We start from the raw sequence: 14,380 nt of genomic DNA on the forward strand, positions 1-14,380 counted from the left end.
CGCGCCAGCGGCGTGCGCAGGTATTTTATTCCAGAACCTGTTGTTTCTTAAAGAAAATACATTCCATCGTTTGATTTTTGCGCATTTCAACACTCTGCAAGGAAACACTTGCCGCCCACCTGCGCCCATGGCAATAATGGCGGTCGTTCACCGTCTTGCCTGCCGCCCATTGCCCCTATGAACGCCTGCGCCATCGAATTCCACAACGTGCATCTGCAGCTGGCCGGCAGCGCCGTGCTGCGCGGCATCGACTTGCAGGTGCGCGCGGGGGAACTGTTCGGTCTGGTCGGCGTGAATGGCGCGGGCAAGACTTCCCTGCTCAAATGCCTGCTCGACTTCTGCACGCCCGAGCGGGGAGACATCGCCATCTTCGGCCAGCCGCACCGGCATGGCGCGGCGCGCCAGCCCCTGTCGTTTCTGCCGGAACGCTTCCAGGCGCCCTATTACCTGACGGGCGACGACTTCCTGCGCTACCTGGCGCGCCTGCACCATGTGCGGCCCGATGCGCAAGCCGTGCAGCAGGCGCTGGACGCGCTGGACCTGGCGCCGGACGTCCTGCAGCGCCCCGCGCGCGCGTATTCGAAAGGCATGATGCAGAAACTGGGGCTGGCCGCCTGCATGCTGTCGGGCAAGCCGCAACTGGTGCTGGACGAACCGATGAGCGGACTCGACCCGAAGGCGCGCGCGCAGTTCAAGCAAGTGCTGCGGCAAGCGCGCGCACAGGGCCGCGGCGCCCTGCTCACCTCGCATGCGCTGGCCGACGTGGAGGAATTGTGCGACCGCATGGCCATCCTGCATGGGGGCCGCATCGTGTTTACGGGCACGCCCGCCGAATGCCGCGCGCGCCATGGCGGCGCGGAAGACGCCAGCCTGGAACAGGCTTTCCTCAATTGCATCGCGACATGAACGGTCCCGAACAGGCGCCTGCCGGGCGGCCCTACGCACCGTCCCCGCACGGCATGTATCTGCGCCATTTCGGCTTGCGCACGGCTCCGTTCGGCATCACGCCGGACCCCGCCTTCTTCTATCCCGGCAATACGCGGGGCGAACTGCTGGACGCGCTGCTGTATGCCGTCATGCAAGGCGAAGGCATCATCAAGCTGACGGGCGAGGTGGGCAGCGGCAAGACCATGCTGTGCCGCATGCTGGCCGAACGCCTGCCGCCCCAGGTCGACGTGCTGTACCTGCTCAATCCCCGCCTGGAGCCGGACGACGTCCTGCACGCCATCGCCGCCGAACTGGGCCTGGAACTGGACGGATGCCGCGCCGATGCCGTGCTGCGCGCCCTGCACGGCGAGCTGATCGCCCGGCATGCGGCGGGGCGCCAGGTGGTGCTGCTGGCCGAGGAAGCGCAAGCCATGCCGGGCGCCACGCTGGAAGCGCTGCGCCTGCTGACGAACCTGGAAACGGCCAGCCACAAGCTGCTGCAGATCGTCCTGTTTGGCCAGCCGGAATTGCAGCACACCCTGGATATGCCCCAGTTCCGCCAATTGAAGGAGCGCATCACCCACAGTTTCACCGTGCCGCGCCTGCCGCAAGCCTTGCTGAACGACTATCTGGCGTGCCGCCTGGCCGCCGCCGGCCGCATCGCGCCGCTGATGTTTACGCCGGCCGCCCTGCGCCGGCTGGCGCGCGCGGCGCAGGGCATCGTGCGCAGGGTCAATATCCTGGCCGACAAGGCCTTGCTGGCCGCGTTTGCGGACGATGCGCAGGCAATCCGCGCGCGCCACGTGCGCCTGGCCATCGCCGACAGCCCTTTCCACCGTCCGCCCTGGCATGCGGGCAAGCTGCTGGCGGGCGCCTTGTGCGCGCTGATGCTGCTGCTGACCGCCGCGCTGCTGTGGCAATGGCTGACGCCGGCCCAAACACCGGGCATCGCAGTGCCGCGCACACCGCCGCCAGCGCCATCGACGCTGCTCGACAGCAAGCTGGCCGAATCGCGCGACTGGCTGACACGGCAAGGGCCGCAGCAGCTGGTGCTGCAGATCGCCAGCCTGCCCGCCACCGAAACGGTCACCGCGGAAACTTTCCTGCGGCAAGCGCAGCAAGCCATCGGCCTGCGCGACATCCACGTGTTTCGCCTGCCCGGCGCAGCGCCCGCGAGCGCCGCCGCGCGCCTGGACATCGTCTATGGCAGCTTTGCCGACCGGGCCAGCGCCGAAGCCGTCTGGACCAGGATCGCCCCCACGTCGCCACGGAAAATATTGCTGAGCGACATAGAGAGTATCCGCATGGAAATGAAAGCCACGGCGCCGGCACAAACGGCGCGTGGCACCCCCTGACTTTATTTCGGTATATTGCCTCCAGGGCCCGCACAGCCGATTGCTTTTAGGCGATCATGCTGGGTAAAATTACAAAAGCACAACATGACTTCAAGGGCGAACTTTTCATGAATCAACACCCTATTCCTGTGCTGGCATCCTGGGTCGCCCTCGCCTGCGGCAGCATGCTGTCCGGCTGCGCCACGCATCAAATGCCGCTGTCGCCTGCCCACCTCAATACCGCGCCCGTCCCCGGCGGCGCCATTCCCGAACCGGTGCAGCAAAGCAGCGCGCTGGCCGCGCCCTTGCCCGCGCCCAAGGTGGAAACCTACAGCGTCACCGTGCACAAGGTGCCCGTGCAATCGCTGCTGTTTGCGCTGGCGCGCGACGCGGGCATGAATATCGACATTCACCCGCAGATCGAAGGCAGCGTCACCCTGAATGCGCTGAACCAGACTCTGCCGCAATTGCTGACGCGTATCGGCAAGCAAGTCGATATGCGCTACGAAATCGATGGCAAGAACCTGACGGTGCTGCCCGACGCGCCCGTCTGGCGCAATTACAAGGTCGATTACGTCAACATGGCGCGCAGCACCAACAGCAGCGTGAATATCGCCACGCAAATTTCCACGGCGGGCGGCGGATCGAGCAACGCCAGCAACCCCGTTGGCAGCACCCAGGGCAGCGGCGGCAATGGCAATAACAATTCGACCACCCTGGTCGTGAATCGTTCGGAAAATAACTTCTGGTACAGCCTGGAAAAGAATATCCGCGACCTGCTGCGCGAGACCACGCTCAACGACGTGCAGCTGGACCCGCTGGCGCAGCTGAACCAGCAATTGACGGCGGCCCAGGGCAATACGCAAGGCCAGCAGGGACAAGCGGGCCAGCCAGGCCAGCAGCAGAATCAGGGCGGCAATCCATACGGCAGCCAGCCGCCGATGCAGTATGGCAATCCGAATGGCGGCCAGCCTGCGCCAGGCCAGCAGCAGGGCAACGCCAACGCGAACCCGTCCCAGCCGCTCGACGCGAACGGCATGCCGCTGCTGAAACTGGCCAACAAGGGCAGCCCCTCGTCCGTCGTCGTCAACGTGGAAGGCGGCTTGATCGCCGTGCGCGCCACGGGCCGCCAGCACGAAAAGATCGCCGCATTCCTCGACGCCGTGTTGCATAGCGCCAAGCGGCAAGTGCTGATCGAGGCGACCATCATCGAGGTGCGCCTAAGCAATGAATATCAGCAAGGCATCAACTGGTCGCGCCTGACGGGCAGCCTGAGCCTGAACCAGGGCCGTGTCGGCTCCCTGCCCCTGCCCAGCGGCGTGCTGCCGGGTACCTCGCCCGGCATCTTCGTGCTCAACTACATGAAGGACAGTTTCGCCACGACCATCCAGCTGCTCGAATCGTTCGGCAAGGTAAAAGTGCTGTCCAGTCCCAAGATCAGCGTGCTGAACAATCAGACGGCCATGCTGAAAGTGGTCGACAACAATGTCTTCTTTACCATCAAGGTGACGCCCGCCGTGATCAGCTCGACGGGCTCCATCACCACGCCGGCCACCTATGAATCGAAACTGGAAACGGTGCCCGTCGGCTTCGTCATGAGCGTCACGCCGCAGATTTCCGACAGCGATGAAGTCACGCTCAATGTGCGCCCCACCATCACGCGCATCGTCGGCTACGTGCAAGACCCGAATCCCGCCCTGACCTCGGCCAGCGTGCAGAGCCGCGTGCCCGTGATCCAGGCGCGCGAACTGGAATCGATCATGAAAGTGAGCAACGGCCAGATCGCCGTGATGGGCGGCCTGATGCAGGATTCCATCGACAATGCCAAGGATGGCGTGCCGGGCCTGTCCAGCCTGCCCCTGGTGGGCAATTTGTTTACCTATCGTAACGAGGCAAGCAGCAAGACGGAGCTGGTGATCTTCATGCGCCCCGTGGTGGTCAAGGATGCCAGCATCGACGGCGATTACCGCGACTACCGCTACCTGCTGCCCGGCCAGGCGCCGCTGAACAGCCAGCCGTACACGGATGGCCCGCCGGCGCCCGCCGTCCAGCCGCAGGCACGCCTGCAGGGAGACGTCCCATGAGCTTGCTGATGCAGGCGCTCAAGAAGGCCGAACGCGCCAAGCAGAACAGCCTTTCCGACGAGGAACTGGAAAAGCCGTCGGAAGCCTACGACCAGGTGCTGGAACTGGCGCCGGCCGACGCCCTGCCGCCCCGTCCCGTGCCTGCCGCGCCACCGCCCGTGCAGCCGGCAAGCACCTTGAGCCTGGAACCGCTGCCGGACGCCCCCGCGCCATCGCCCAGCGCAGCCCGGCCAGGTCCGCAGCCAGGTCCGCAGCCAGGTTCACCGCAAGGTACACAGCAAGGCGCGCAGCCCGGCCCGCCCCCCGAGCCGCCGCGCGCCCGTCCGGAACCGCCGCCCGCCAAGCCACGCGCCAGCCGCAGCAACCCGCCGCCGAAAGGCCCCGCCGGTCCCATCAGTGTCGATCCGGCCACCGTGCGTCTGGCCGTGCTACTGGCACTGCTGCTGCTGGTGGCCGGCGCCATGGCGTACTGGTACTGGCGCGCCAGCACCAGCCCCGGCGCGGGCGCCAACCTGCCCGGCGTGCCCATGCCGCTGACGGACGCCCCGGGCACGGCCGGCGTTGCCGGTCCCATCGTGGTGCTGCCTGCGGCGGGCGGCGCCACGCCGGACGCGCCCGCACCGCTGCCGCAGGACGTGCCGCGCGAACAGCGCCCGCCAGCCGGCGCGGCGGAACAGCAGGCGATGATCCAGGCGGCAGCGCAAGCGGCCGTGGCCGCCCAGCTGGCGCAACTGCCGCCGCCTGCGCCGCCCAGCCTGCCGCCGGTCATGGCGCCCGACAATAGCCAGATCCAGGTGCTGCGCAACGAGACGGCGCCGCAAATCAACCCCGGCGTGCAGCAAGCCTACCAGGCCTTCAACGGGGGCCAGCTGGGCCTTGCTCGCCAGCAATATGAAACGGTGCTGAGGCAGGATGCCAACAACCGCGATGCGCTGCTGGGCCTGGCGGCAGTGGCCCTGCGCGAGAACCAGGGCGCGCAGGCGGCGGCCTTGTATGTGCGTTTGCTGGAAATCAATCCCGACGATGGCGAGGCGCTGGCCGGCCTGATCGGCCTGCGCCAGGGCGACGTGGTGCAGAGCGAAGCCAGGCTGAAAGCCATCCTGGCCCGTACCCCCGACAGCGGCCCCGTGCTGTTTGCACTGGGTAATCTGTACGCCAAGCAGCGCCGCTGGAACGAAGCGCAGCAGCAGTTCTTCCGCGCCTACGGCGCCGCGCCCGGCAATCCCGATTACGCCTTCAACCTGGCCGTGGGCCTGGACCGGCTGAACCAGCCCCGGCTGGCCGCCACGTATTACCAGCGCGCCTTGACCCTGGCGCGCGCCACGCCAGCCGCCTTCGACCAGGCCGTCGTGCAAACGCGTTTGCGCGAACTGGCGGCCCCCGCGCCGGCGGCCCCGGCCGAACCGCTCATCACCCCACCCCGTCAGGAATAAGCACTACATGGCAGAACAGGCAAAACTTCCGCTGGGCAAATTGCTGATCCAGAAAGGCGTGATCAGCGAGGACCAGCTGCGCATCGCCCTGATCGAGCAGCGGCGCAGCAGCGAACCGCTGGGCAAGCTGCTGATCACCCTGGGCTTCGTCACGGAAGCAACCGTGCGCGAAGCGCTCAGCGAAAACCTGAAACAGGTCAGCGCGGACCTGTCGAGCCTGGTGGTCGATGCCATCGCCCTGAAACTGATCCCGAAGGACGTGGCCAAGCGCTACCGCGTCTTTCCCATCGTATATGAACGGCAGGCGGACAATCTGATCCTGGCCATGGCCGACACCAGCAACATCGTCGCGCTTGACCAGATCAGCGCCATGCTGGTCAAGGGCATCACGATTTCCACCGTGCTCGTCAATGAATCGGACATTTCGCGCGCCATCGACCAGTACTATGGTTTTGAATTGTCGATCGACGGCATCCTGCACGAAATCGAAACGGGCGAAGTCAGCTACCAGAGCATGGCCTCGCCCTCGGACGAATACAGCCAGCCCATGGTGCGCCTGATCGACGCGCTGCTGGCCGACGCCGTGCAGAACGGTGCCTCGGACATCCATTTCGAGCCGGAACAGTCGTTCCTGCGCATCCGCTACCGCATCGACGGCATCCTGCGGCAAATCCGCAGCCTGCACAAATCCTACTGGCCGGCCATGGCCGTGCGCCTGAAGGTGATGTCGAACATGAATATCGCCGAGGCACGTGCGCCGCAGGATGGGCGCATCAGCATCAAGTTTTCCGGGCGGCAAATCGACTTCCGCGCCTCGGCGCAGCCCACCACGCATGGCGAAAACGTCGTGCTGCGCGTGCTGGACCGGCAAAAAGGCATCGTCCCGCTCGATGCGCTGGGCCTGGCCGAAGCGGAACTGAACCTGCTGAAACTGATGATCGCGCGCCCTGACGGCGTCATCCTCGTGACGGGCCCGACGGGCAGCGGCAAGACCACCACCTTGTATTCGATCATCAACCACATCAACACGGAAAGCGTCAACATCATGACCCTGGAAGATCCGGTCGAGTATCCGATGAACATGATACGCCAGACTTCCGTCAACGAATCCGTCAAGCTGGGCTTTGCCGACGGCATCCGCTCGATGATGCGGCAAGACCCGGACATCATCCTGGTGGGCGAGATCCGCGACCGCGAAACAGCGGAAATGGCGTTTGCCGCCGCCATGACGGGCCACCAGGTGTATTCCACCCTGCATACGAACTCGTCCATCGGCTCCATCTCGCGCCTGCTCGACATCGGCATCCTGCCCGACATCATGGCCGGCAACATCATCGGCATCGTGGCGCAGCGCCTGGTACGCCGCTTGTGTCCGCATTGCAAGGAAACCGTGATCGCCGACGACGTCGAGCGCCGCCTGCTGGGCCTGGCAGCAAGCGATGCGCCCGTGTCCATCTGCCGCGCCGTGGGCTGCGAGCGCTGCGCGCACCAGGGCTACAAGGGCCGCCTGGCCATCATGGAAATCCTCAAGATGACGCCCGAACTCGATGAATTGACGGCGCGCCGCGCCAGTTCGCGCGAATTGAAGAACGCGGCGCGCGCGGCCGGCTTCAAGGGCATCGTCGACGACGGCATGCGCCGCGTGATGGAAGGCGCCACCACACTGGAAGAAGTGGGCCGCGTGGTCGATCTGACGGAAAGGCTGGCCTGATGGCGCAATATGTCTACCGCGCCATGGATGCCGCCGGCACTTTGATTCCCGGCAGCATGGAGGCGGCCAACGTGCCGGACCTGGAAGCGCGTTTGCACCGCATGCAGCTCGACTTGATCGACTGCAAGATCACGGGCCAGTATCTGGTGCTGCTGGGCAAGCGGATCATCCACCGCCGCGACCTCATCAATTTCTGTTTCCACATGGAACAGTTGACGGGCGCGGGCGTACCCATCCTGGAAGGCTTGAACGACTTGCGTGAAAGCACGGACCACCCGCGCCTGCGCGAAGTCGTCACGGATCTGATCGAAAGCATCGAGGGCGGCTTGCCGCTGTCGGGCGCGCTGGCCCAGCATGGCGACATCTTCGACGCCACGTTTACCAGCCTGATACTGGCGGGCGAACAGAGCGGCAAGATCGCCGAAGTGTTCAAGAACCTGTCGGAAAGCCTGAAATGGCAGGACGAGCTGGCCTCGCAGACGCGCAAGATCGTCATGTACCCGATCATCGTCGCGCTGGTGGTGGCGGGCGTGACGTTTTTCCTGATGATTTATCTGGTGCCCCAGCTGACGGCCTTCATCCGCAACATGGGCGGCGAGCTGCCGCTGCACACGCGCGTGTTGATCTTTGTATCGAATGTGTTCATCGATTACTGGTATGTGCTGCTGGCCTTGCCCGCGCTGCTGTTTTTCGGCCTGCGCGCGCTGATCCGCCGCAGCGAGGCGGCCCGCTATGCCTGGGATGGCTTGAAACTGCGGCTGTGGCTGGTCGGCCCCGTGCTGCACAAGATCATCCTGGCCCGCTTCGCCACGTTTTTTGCCCTGATGTATGCTTCCGGCATCACGATACTCGAATGCATCCGCCTGTCCGAAGGCATCGCCGGCAACCAGGTGGTGGCGGCCGGCCTGCGCCGCGCCGCCCAGCTGATCAGCGAAGGCCATGGCGTGACGGCCGCCTTCCAGCACACGGGCATCTTCCCGCCGCTGGTGATCCGCATGCTGAAGGTGGGCGAGGCCACGGGCTCGCTGGACACGGCCTTGCGCAATGTCAGTTACTTTTACAACCGCGAAGTGAAGGAATTGATTGAAAAAGTGCAAGCCATGATCGAGCCCGCCATGACCGTCATCCTGGGCTTGCTGCTGGGCTGGATCATGCTGTCGGTGCTGGGGCCGATCTACGACACCATCAGCACGATGAAAACTTGAGACCCGAGGCCTGAGACCGCCGTGTTCCGCAAACAATTACTCTACATTACCAGCGACGCGCTGTGCGCCTACGACTGGGACCACGGCGTGCTGGGCCAGGGCCACGTCTTCCCCGCCAGCGCGGCCGGGCTGGACGGTTTCGCCGCGTGGCTGGAAGATCCGCAGGCGCAGCGGCTCGACGTGCCCGCCTACCTGCTGACGGACCTGATCGAGGAAGATTTCCAGCGCCAGCTGCTGCCCCACGTGCGCGGCAAGGCGGGCCGGGCCTTGCTGGAGCGGCGCAAGCAGCAATTGCACCGCGACACGCCCTACCGCGGCAGTACCCTGCTGGGCCGCGAAAGCACGGGCCGCCACGATGACCAGGTGCTGTTCTTTGCGCTGACCAATCCATCGCTGCTGCAGCCGTGGACGGAGGCGCTCGAACACCTGCGCGTGCCCGTGGCCGGCATTTACTCGACCAGCCTGCTCAGTATCGCGCTGGTCAGAAAGCTGGCGATCGCGCACGAACACCTGCTGCTGGTGACGCAGCAATCGGGCGGCTTGCGGCAAAGCTACTACGAAAAGGGCCAGCTGCGCTTTTCGCGCCAGACGGCCACCATCGCGCTCGACGGCGTGGCCGTGAATATCGCGCTGGAAACGGAAAAGACGCGGCAATTTCTCACCAGCACACGCATGCTGGCGCGCGGCGACGTCTTGAATACCGTCATCCTGGCGCCGGCCGCGCAAATCGCCAAGCTCGAACTGCTGTGCGACAACGGCGTCGAAGTGGCCTACCATTTCATCGACCTGCAGCTGGCGGGCGCACGGGTGGGCTTGCGCCGGACCCCGGCGCTGGCCGACGAATTACTGCTGACTTTGCTGGGCAAGCATCCGCCGTCCAGCCACTATCCGCCCGGGGCGCTGGCCCGCTACTACCACTTCCAGCGCGCGCGCAAGACGCTGTATGGCGCCAGCACGCTGATCGGCGCGTCGGCTGCCCTGTGGTGCGCGATTAACTTGCTTGGCGGCATAGCCGACGGCGCCGCCACGCAGCGCCTGGCGCAGGAAACGGCGTCCTACCAGGAGCGCTACCGCAACGTCATGTCGACCCAGGCGCCGGCGCCGGCCAAGACGCAGAATATGAAAGTGGCCGTGACCCTGGGCCACATGATCGCCAGTCAGGCGCCGGAGCCGGGCCGGCTGCTGGGCATGCTGAGCGCCGCGCTGGACCAGGCGCCGCAAGTCGCGCTGGGCCAGCTGCACTGGCATGCGGGCCAGGCGCCCGCGCGCACGGCCAGCGGCCAGCCGCAGCAGCAAGGCGGCACGACCGGCAGCACCCAGGCCGGCATTCCCGTCGCGCCGCCGCAGGCGCTGCGCCTGGAAGCGGACGTGGCCATGCCGAACAACGATTACCGCGCGGCCCTGGCCGCCATCACGGCCTTCGCGCAAACGCTGGCGCGCCAGCCGGGCATGCAGGTGACGATCGAGGAAACGCCGCTCGACCTGCGCCCCAGCGCGGCCCTGTCCGGCAAGAGCGCCGCCCCGGCTCCGGACAGCCAGGCCCGCTTCACCCTCTTGCTCGCGTGGCAGCCATGAGCGGCCCCGTCAAGCAGCCGCCCCTGCCCGGCATGCAGCGCGCGGGCGCGCCCGCGCGCACCCTGCCCGCCTGGCTGGGCGAACTGCACCTGATACGCCGCGCCCTGCTGTGCTTTGCGCTGACCATGCTGGCCAGCCTGGTGCTGCTGAGCCTGAGCATCGCCTACCGCGCGCGCGAAGCGCAGCAGCTGGACCTGGCCCAGCGCACGCGTTCGGCGGCCGCCCTCCTGTTCAACCATGCGGAAGCGGAAAAGCAGGAAATCCGCGCCTACGAACCGCAATTCCTGGCCTTGCGCCAGCGCGGCCTGATCGGCGAGGAAAACCGCCTGGCCTGGATCGATGCCATCCGCCGCAGCCAGGAACAGCGCAAGCTGCTGCCGGTCAGCTATGACATCAGCCCGCAGCAGGGGCTGCAAGTGCCGCTGCCCATGGTGATGGGGCAATATCAGCTGCACGGCAGCCGCATGCGCCTGCAGATGGATTTGCTGCACGAGATGGATTTGCTGAACCTGCTCGGCGATTTGCGCCAGGCCGGCTATTTCGCCGTGCAGGATTGCACGCTCAAGCGCCACGCGGCGGCCGGGGCCGGGCCAGGCACAGGCAACGCGATCGCCACGGGCGCTATGGCGCCCACTCTGGGCGCCGAATGCGAGCTGCTGTGGCTGACCCTGGGCAGCGCGCCCGTGCCGGGGCGGCCATGAGGATCCCCCTCGTCCTGTGTGCGCTGCTGGCTGGCGCCGCGCTGACGGCCCAGGCACAGGCACAGTCGCCGCAGCTGGGGCGATTGTTCCTGTCGCCCGAGCAGCGCACCCAGCTCGACGCGCAGCGCTACGGGCCGCCGCCGGCCGATCCCGCCCTGACGCCTGCGCCGCCTCAGCCACCGCCGCCACCCGCCTCGCCCGTGGAATTGAATGGCGTGGTACAGCGCAGCAGCGGCCGCTCCACCGTCTGGCTGAATCAGGAAGCGCAGAACGAGCCGCACAACCATCTTGCGCGTGAGCAGCCCGGCAGCCTGACCCTGCGCCTGTCGACGGGCCAGGTGGTGCTGCTGAAACCCGGCCAGCGCTACGACCCGGCCAGCGGCACGGTCACCGAGGCGCCGCCATGACGCCGCGCCAGGCGCATCGCCAGCGCGGCGCCGCCCTGCTGCTGCTGGTGGCCGTGCTGGGCCTGGGCGCGGCCAGCCTGCTGATCGGCGCCTTCGGGCGCAACACGGGCGAGGCCGAACGCCAGCAGCGCACCCTGGCCACCCTGGCGCAGGCGCGCGACGCCTTGCTGGGCTTTGCGGCCGTCAACGGCCGCCTGCCCCGCCCTGCCGCCTCCGCCCTCGACGGGCGCGAACGGCCCGCCGACTGCGCCGGCGACGCCGAGTGCAGCGGCTTCTTGCCGTGGGTGGCGCTGGGCGTGGACGGCGTCGACGCCTGGGGCAAGCTGCTGCGCTACAGCGTCACGCCGGAAATGGCGCGCGCCCCCATCGTCTCGTTTTCCGCCGTCGCCAACCGAGCCGTGCTGCGCCGCGACGGGCGCGGCGAATTCGCCTACGTGGCGGGGCAGGAGCAGTGCGACGTCAGCGCGCAATGCCTGCCCGTCGTGCTGTTCTCGCAAGGCAAAGATCGCTACGGCACGGCCGCCAGCGGCGTGCCGCAGATCAATACGGCGCACGGCAATATCGACGAAGCCGCCAACGACGGCGCCAGCCGCCGCTTCATTAACCGCCCCGCCACCGAACTTGCCACGCTGCCCGGTGGCGCCTTTGACGACATGCTGACCTGGATTACCTTGCCCACCCTGTACCAACGCATGCGCGCCGCGCGCAACCTGCCATGAGCGCCCGCCATGCGCGCCGCCAGGGCGGCTTTTCCCTGATCGAGATCGCCATCGTGCTCGTCATCGTCGGCCTGATGATCGGCGGCCTGGTCACGCCCTTGACCGTGCAGCTGGAACAGCGCAAGGTGGCCGAGACGCAACAGGCGCTGAATGAAGCGAAAGAAGCGCTGACGGGCTACGCGCTGCGCTACGGCTACCTGCCGTGTCCCGCCATTTCCGCCGGCAATGGCCTGGAAGACCGGCGCGGCGCCCGCTGCACGGGCGACAAGCGCGCCGGCTTCCTGCCGTGGGCTACACTAGGGCTGCGTCAGGGCGACAGCTGGAACCATCTGTTCCGCTACAGCGTGACGCCGGCCTTCAGCGACAGCGAACAGCAGTTCAACCTGGGCACGCCGCGCGACATCAGCATCGTCACGCGCAGTGGCGGCGCGCTGCTGCAGGCGACGGCCTTGCAGGACATTCCCGCCATGATCATGTCGCACGGCAAGAACGGCTTTGGCGCCACGAACGTGCAGGGCCAGCGCCAGGCTGTGCCTTTCGGCAACAATGTCGACGAGCGCAACAATGCATCGAACGCCACCACCTTCATCAGCCGCGCCGCCAGCGGCGCGCAGCAGCCCGGCGGCGAGTTCGACGATATCGTCGTCTGGCTGTCGCCGAACATCCTGTTCAACCGCATGGTGGCGGCGCAGAGGCTGCCCCGCTGATGCCGATGCTCCTGCCCGCCCTCACCATCGCCCGCTACACGCTGCTCGAAGTGCTGCGCAGCCGCCTGCCGTGGCTGTTCCTGCTGGCCGCCTGCGCCGGCGCCGGCCTGGCCGGCTTCCTGCAGCAACTGGCGCTGACGGAAAGCGGCGCCGTGCAGGCGGCGCTGCTGGCGGCCACCCTGCGCCTGGCCGGCGTCTTCCTGCTGGCCACGTTCATCATCACCAGCATGGCGCGCGAGGCGGCCGACCGGGGCCTCGAATTGCTGCTGGCCTTACCCATGCCGCGCGCAGCCTACCTGCTGGGAAAACTGCTGGGCTATGCAGCGCTGGCGACCGTGCCCGCCATGCTGTTCGGCCTGCTGATGGCGCTGTTCGCCGCGCCCGCGCAAAGCGCGCTGTGGGCGCTGTCCTTGCTGGGGGAATTATGGATCGTCGCCGCCTTCAGCCTGCTGTGCGCGGCCAGCCTGCAGCAGGCCCTGCCCGCGCTGGCCGCCACGGGTGGCTTCTATGTGCTGGCGCGCATGCTGGGCAGCCTGCAGTTACTCGCGCACGGCCCGCAGGCGGGCGACTCCCTGGTGCAGCGCGCCACGGCCGGCGCCATCGACGTGCTGGCCCTGCTGCTGCCCCGCCTCGACGCCTTTGCGCGCACGGAGTGGCTGCTGTATGCGACCGGCGACTGGCAAGCCCTGGGCAGCGTGGCGGCGCAAACGGCCATCTATGTCGGCTTGCTGGCCAGCTGCGCGCTGTGCGACTTTTACCGCAGGAACATCTGATGGCCGCCGCCCAGCGTCCGTGGTCGAGCGTACCGCGCCCCCTGTGCTGGCTGCTGGCGGCCTGCGTGCTGCTGCAGCTGGGCTGGCGCATGGCGCAGCAGCACGCACCGCCACAAGCGCGGCCCCTGCCCGCCGCGCCGCCGGCAGCCGTGGCGCGCCTGGCCAGCCTGGGCGAGCCGCTGGCCATGGCCAAGGCCATGCTGCTGTACCTGCAATCGTTCGAGGACCAGCCCGGCGTCAGCTTGCCGTGGCGCGAGCTCGACTATGACCGCCTGGCCGGCTGGCTGGAGACGGCGCAAACGCTGGACCCGCGCAGCCGGTATGCGCTGGTGGCCGCCAGCGAAGTGTACGCGGGCGTGGCCGATCCGCAGCGCGCGCGGCGCATGCTCGATTTTGTCGCCGCCAGCTTCGCCGCCGACCCGCAGCACCGCTGGCCCGCGATGGCGCAGGCGGCGCTGGTGGCCAAGCACCAGTTGCACGACCTGCCGCTGGCGCTCGCCTATGCCCGCGCACTGCGCCGGCTGGCGACGGGGCCGCACGTGCCAGCCTGGGTGCGCGAGATGGAAGCGTTCATCCTGGAAGACATGGACCAGCTCGACAGCGCGCGCCTGGTGATCGGCGGCCTGATCGCCAGCGGCCAGATCACCGACCCGCACGAGCTGGCCTTCCTCGCGCGCCGGCTCGACGAACTGGCCGACAAGAAAAAGGCGGCGCCATGAGCCGCCGTCCGACATGCCGTGCGCGCACGGCGCCATTTGCAGTAAACTGCCATCCCAAGCACCAGTACTTTTTCCAAGGACATCC

General features: G+C 67.2%; 13 protein-coding genes. All 13 read left to right on the plus strand.

Going from position 1 to position 14,380, the window contains the following annotated elements:
- Window positions 1–177: 177 nt before the first annotated feature.
- The 13 genes from AC07VH_RS05315 to AC07VH_RS05375 all read left to right on the plus strand — a co-directional run bounded on the left by AC07VH_RS05315 (window position 178) and on the right by AC07VH_RS05375 (window position 14,295).
- A complete protein-coding gene (locus AC07VH_RS05315; protein WP_494787027.1) occupies window positions 178–906 on the plus strand; it encodes an ABC transporter ATP-binding protein in 729 nt (242 codons plus the stop codon).
- Window positions 903–2,282 (plus strand): ExeA family protein, encoded by a 1,380-nt coding sequence (locus tag AC07VH_RS05320; protein ID WP_494787028.1) that lies wholly within the window; start codon window positions 903–905, stop codon window positions 2,280–2,282. Before AC07VH_RS05315 ends, AC07VH_RS05320 begins: the two co-directional genes overlap by 4 nt.
- 107 nt (window positions 2,283–2,389) lie before the next feature.
- Entirely contained in the window at window positions 2,390–4,345 is a 1,956-nt protein-coding gene (locus AC07VH_RS05325) for a secretin GspD/PilQ domain-containing protein (RefSeq protein ID WP_494787029.1), read from the plus strand.
- Entirely contained in the window at window positions 4,342–5,778 is a 1,437-nt protein-coding gene (locus AC07VH_RS05330; protein WP_494787031.1) for a tetratricopeptide repeat protein, read from the plus strand. The genes AC07VH_RS05325 and AC07VH_RS05330 overlap by 4 nt, the downstream gene beginning before the upstream one ends.
- Window positions 5,779–5,785: 7 nt before the next feature.
- Entirely contained in the window at window positions 5,786–7,489 is a 1,704-nt protein-coding gene (locus tag AC07VH_RS05335; RefSeq protein ID WP_475414465.1) for a GspE/PulE family protein, read from the plus strand.
- Window positions 7,489–8,694, plus strand: coding sequence for a type II secretion system F family protein (locus AC07VH_RS05340; RefSeq protein ID WP_475414464.1), 1,206 nt, complete (start codon window positions 7,489–7,491; stop codon window positions 8,692–8,694). Before AC07VH_RS05335 ends, AC07VH_RS05340 begins: the two co-directional genes overlap by 1 nt.
- Window positions 8,695–8,715: 21 nt before the next feature.
- Window positions 8,716–10,269, plus strand: a complete 1,554-nt coding sequence (locus tag AC07VH_RS05345) for a hypothetical protein (protein ID WP_494787033.1) — start codon at window positions 8,716–8,718, stop codon at window positions 10,267–10,269.
- Window positions 10,266–10,970, plus strand: coding sequence for a hypothetical protein (locus tag AC07VH_RS05350; protein ID WP_475414462.1), 705 nt, complete (start codon window positions 10,266–10,268; stop codon window positions 10,968–10,970). The genes AC07VH_RS05345 and AC07VH_RS05350 overlap by 4 nt, the downstream gene beginning before the upstream one ends.
- Window positions 10,967–11,377: a hypothetical protein gene (locus tag AC07VH_RS05355; protein WP_494787034.1), complete on the plus strand. Its 411-nt coding sequence runs from the start codon at window positions 10,967–10,969 to the stop codon at window positions 11,375–11,377. Before AC07VH_RS05350 ends, AC07VH_RS05355 begins: the two co-directional genes overlap by 4 nt.
- On the plus strand, window positions 11,374–12,096 hold the full coding sequence (locus AC07VH_RS05360) for a hypothetical protein (protein ID WP_494787035.1): 723 nt from the start codon (window positions 11,374–11,376) through the stop codon (window positions 12,094–12,096). Before AC07VH_RS05355 ends, AC07VH_RS05360 begins: the two co-directional genes overlap by 4 nt.
- Window positions 12,093–12,803, plus strand: a complete 711-nt coding sequence (locus tag AC07VH_RS05365; RefSeq protein WP_475414459.1) for a type II secretion system protein — start codon at window positions 12,093–12,095, stop codon at window positions 12,801–12,803. The genes AC07VH_RS05360 and AC07VH_RS05365 overlap by 4 nt, the downstream gene beginning before the upstream one ends.
- On the plus strand, window positions 12,803–13,576 hold the full coding sequence (locus AC07VH_RS05370; RefSeq protein WP_494787036.1) for an ABC transporter permease subunit: 774 nt from the start codon (window positions 12,803–12,805) through the stop codon (window positions 13,574–13,576). Before AC07VH_RS05365 ends, AC07VH_RS05370 begins: the two co-directional genes overlap by 1 nt.
- On the plus strand, window positions 13,576–14,295 hold the full coding sequence (locus AC07VH_RS05375; RefSeq protein ID WP_475414457.1) for a hypothetical protein: 720 nt from the start codon (window positions 13,576–13,578) through the stop codon (window positions 14,293–14,295). The genes AC07VH_RS05370 and AC07VH_RS05375 overlap by 1 nt, the downstream gene beginning before the upstream one ends.
- Window positions 14,296–14,380: the final 85 nt, after the last annotated feature.

The sequence above is a fragment of the Janthinobacterium sp. GW821-FHT03C10 genome, from assembly GCF_059420865.1.

What these genes read in the sequence shown, in the direction of transcription:
- AC07VH_RS05315 (WP_494787027.1), top strand. Translation starts at nt 178, where the DNA reads ATGAACGCCTGCGCCATCGAATTCCACAACGTGCATCTGCAGCTGGCC.
- AC07VH_RS05320 (WP_494787028.1), top strand. Translation starts at nt 903, where the DNA reads ATGAACGGTCCCGAACAGGCGCCTGCCGGGCGGCCCTACGCACCGTCC.
- AC07VH_RS05325 (WP_494787029.1), top strand. Translation starts at nt 2,390, where the DNA reads ATGAATCAACACCCTATTCCTGTGCTGGCATCCTGGGTCGCCCTCGCC.
- AC07VH_RS05330 (WP_494787031.1), top strand. Translation starts at nt 4,342, where the DNA reads ATGAGCTTGCTGATGCAGGCGCTCAAGAAGGCCGAACGCGCCAAGCAG.
- AC07VH_RS05335 (WP_475414465.1), top strand. Translation starts at nt 5,786, where the DNA reads ATGGCAGAACAGGCAAAACTTCCGCTGGGCAAATTGCTGATCCAGAAA.
- AC07VH_RS05340 (WP_475414464.1), top strand. Translation starts at nt 7,489, where the DNA reads ATGGCGCAATATGTCTACCGCGCCATGGATGCCGCCGGCACTTTGATT.
- AC07VH_RS05350 (WP_475414462.1), top strand. Translation starts at nt 10,266, where the DNA reads ATGAGCGGCCCCGTCAAGCAGCCGCCCCTGCCCGGCATGCAGCGCGCG.
- AC07VH_RS05355 (WP_494787034.1), top strand. Translation starts at nt 10,967, where the DNA reads ATGAGGATCCCCCTCGTCCTGTGTGCGCTGCTGGCTGGCGCCGCGCTG.
- AC07VH_RS05360 (WP_494787035.1), top strand. Translation starts at nt 11,374, where the DNA reads ATGACGCCGCGCCAGGCGCATCGCCAGCGCGGCGCCGCCCTGCTGCTG.
- AC07VH_RS05365 (WP_475414459.1), top strand. Translation starts at nt 12,093, where the DNA reads ATGAGCGCCCGCCATGCGCGCCGCCAGGGCGGCTTTTCCCTGATCGAG.
- AC07VH_RS05370 (WP_494787036.1), top strand. Translation starts at nt 12,803, where the DNA reads ATGCCGATGCTCCTGCCCGCCCTCACCATCGCCCGCTACACGCTGCTC.
- AC07VH_RS05375 (WP_475414457.1), top strand. Translation starts at nt 13,576, where the DNA reads ATGGCCGCCGCCCAGCGTCCGTGGTCGAGCGTACCGCGCCCCCTGTGC.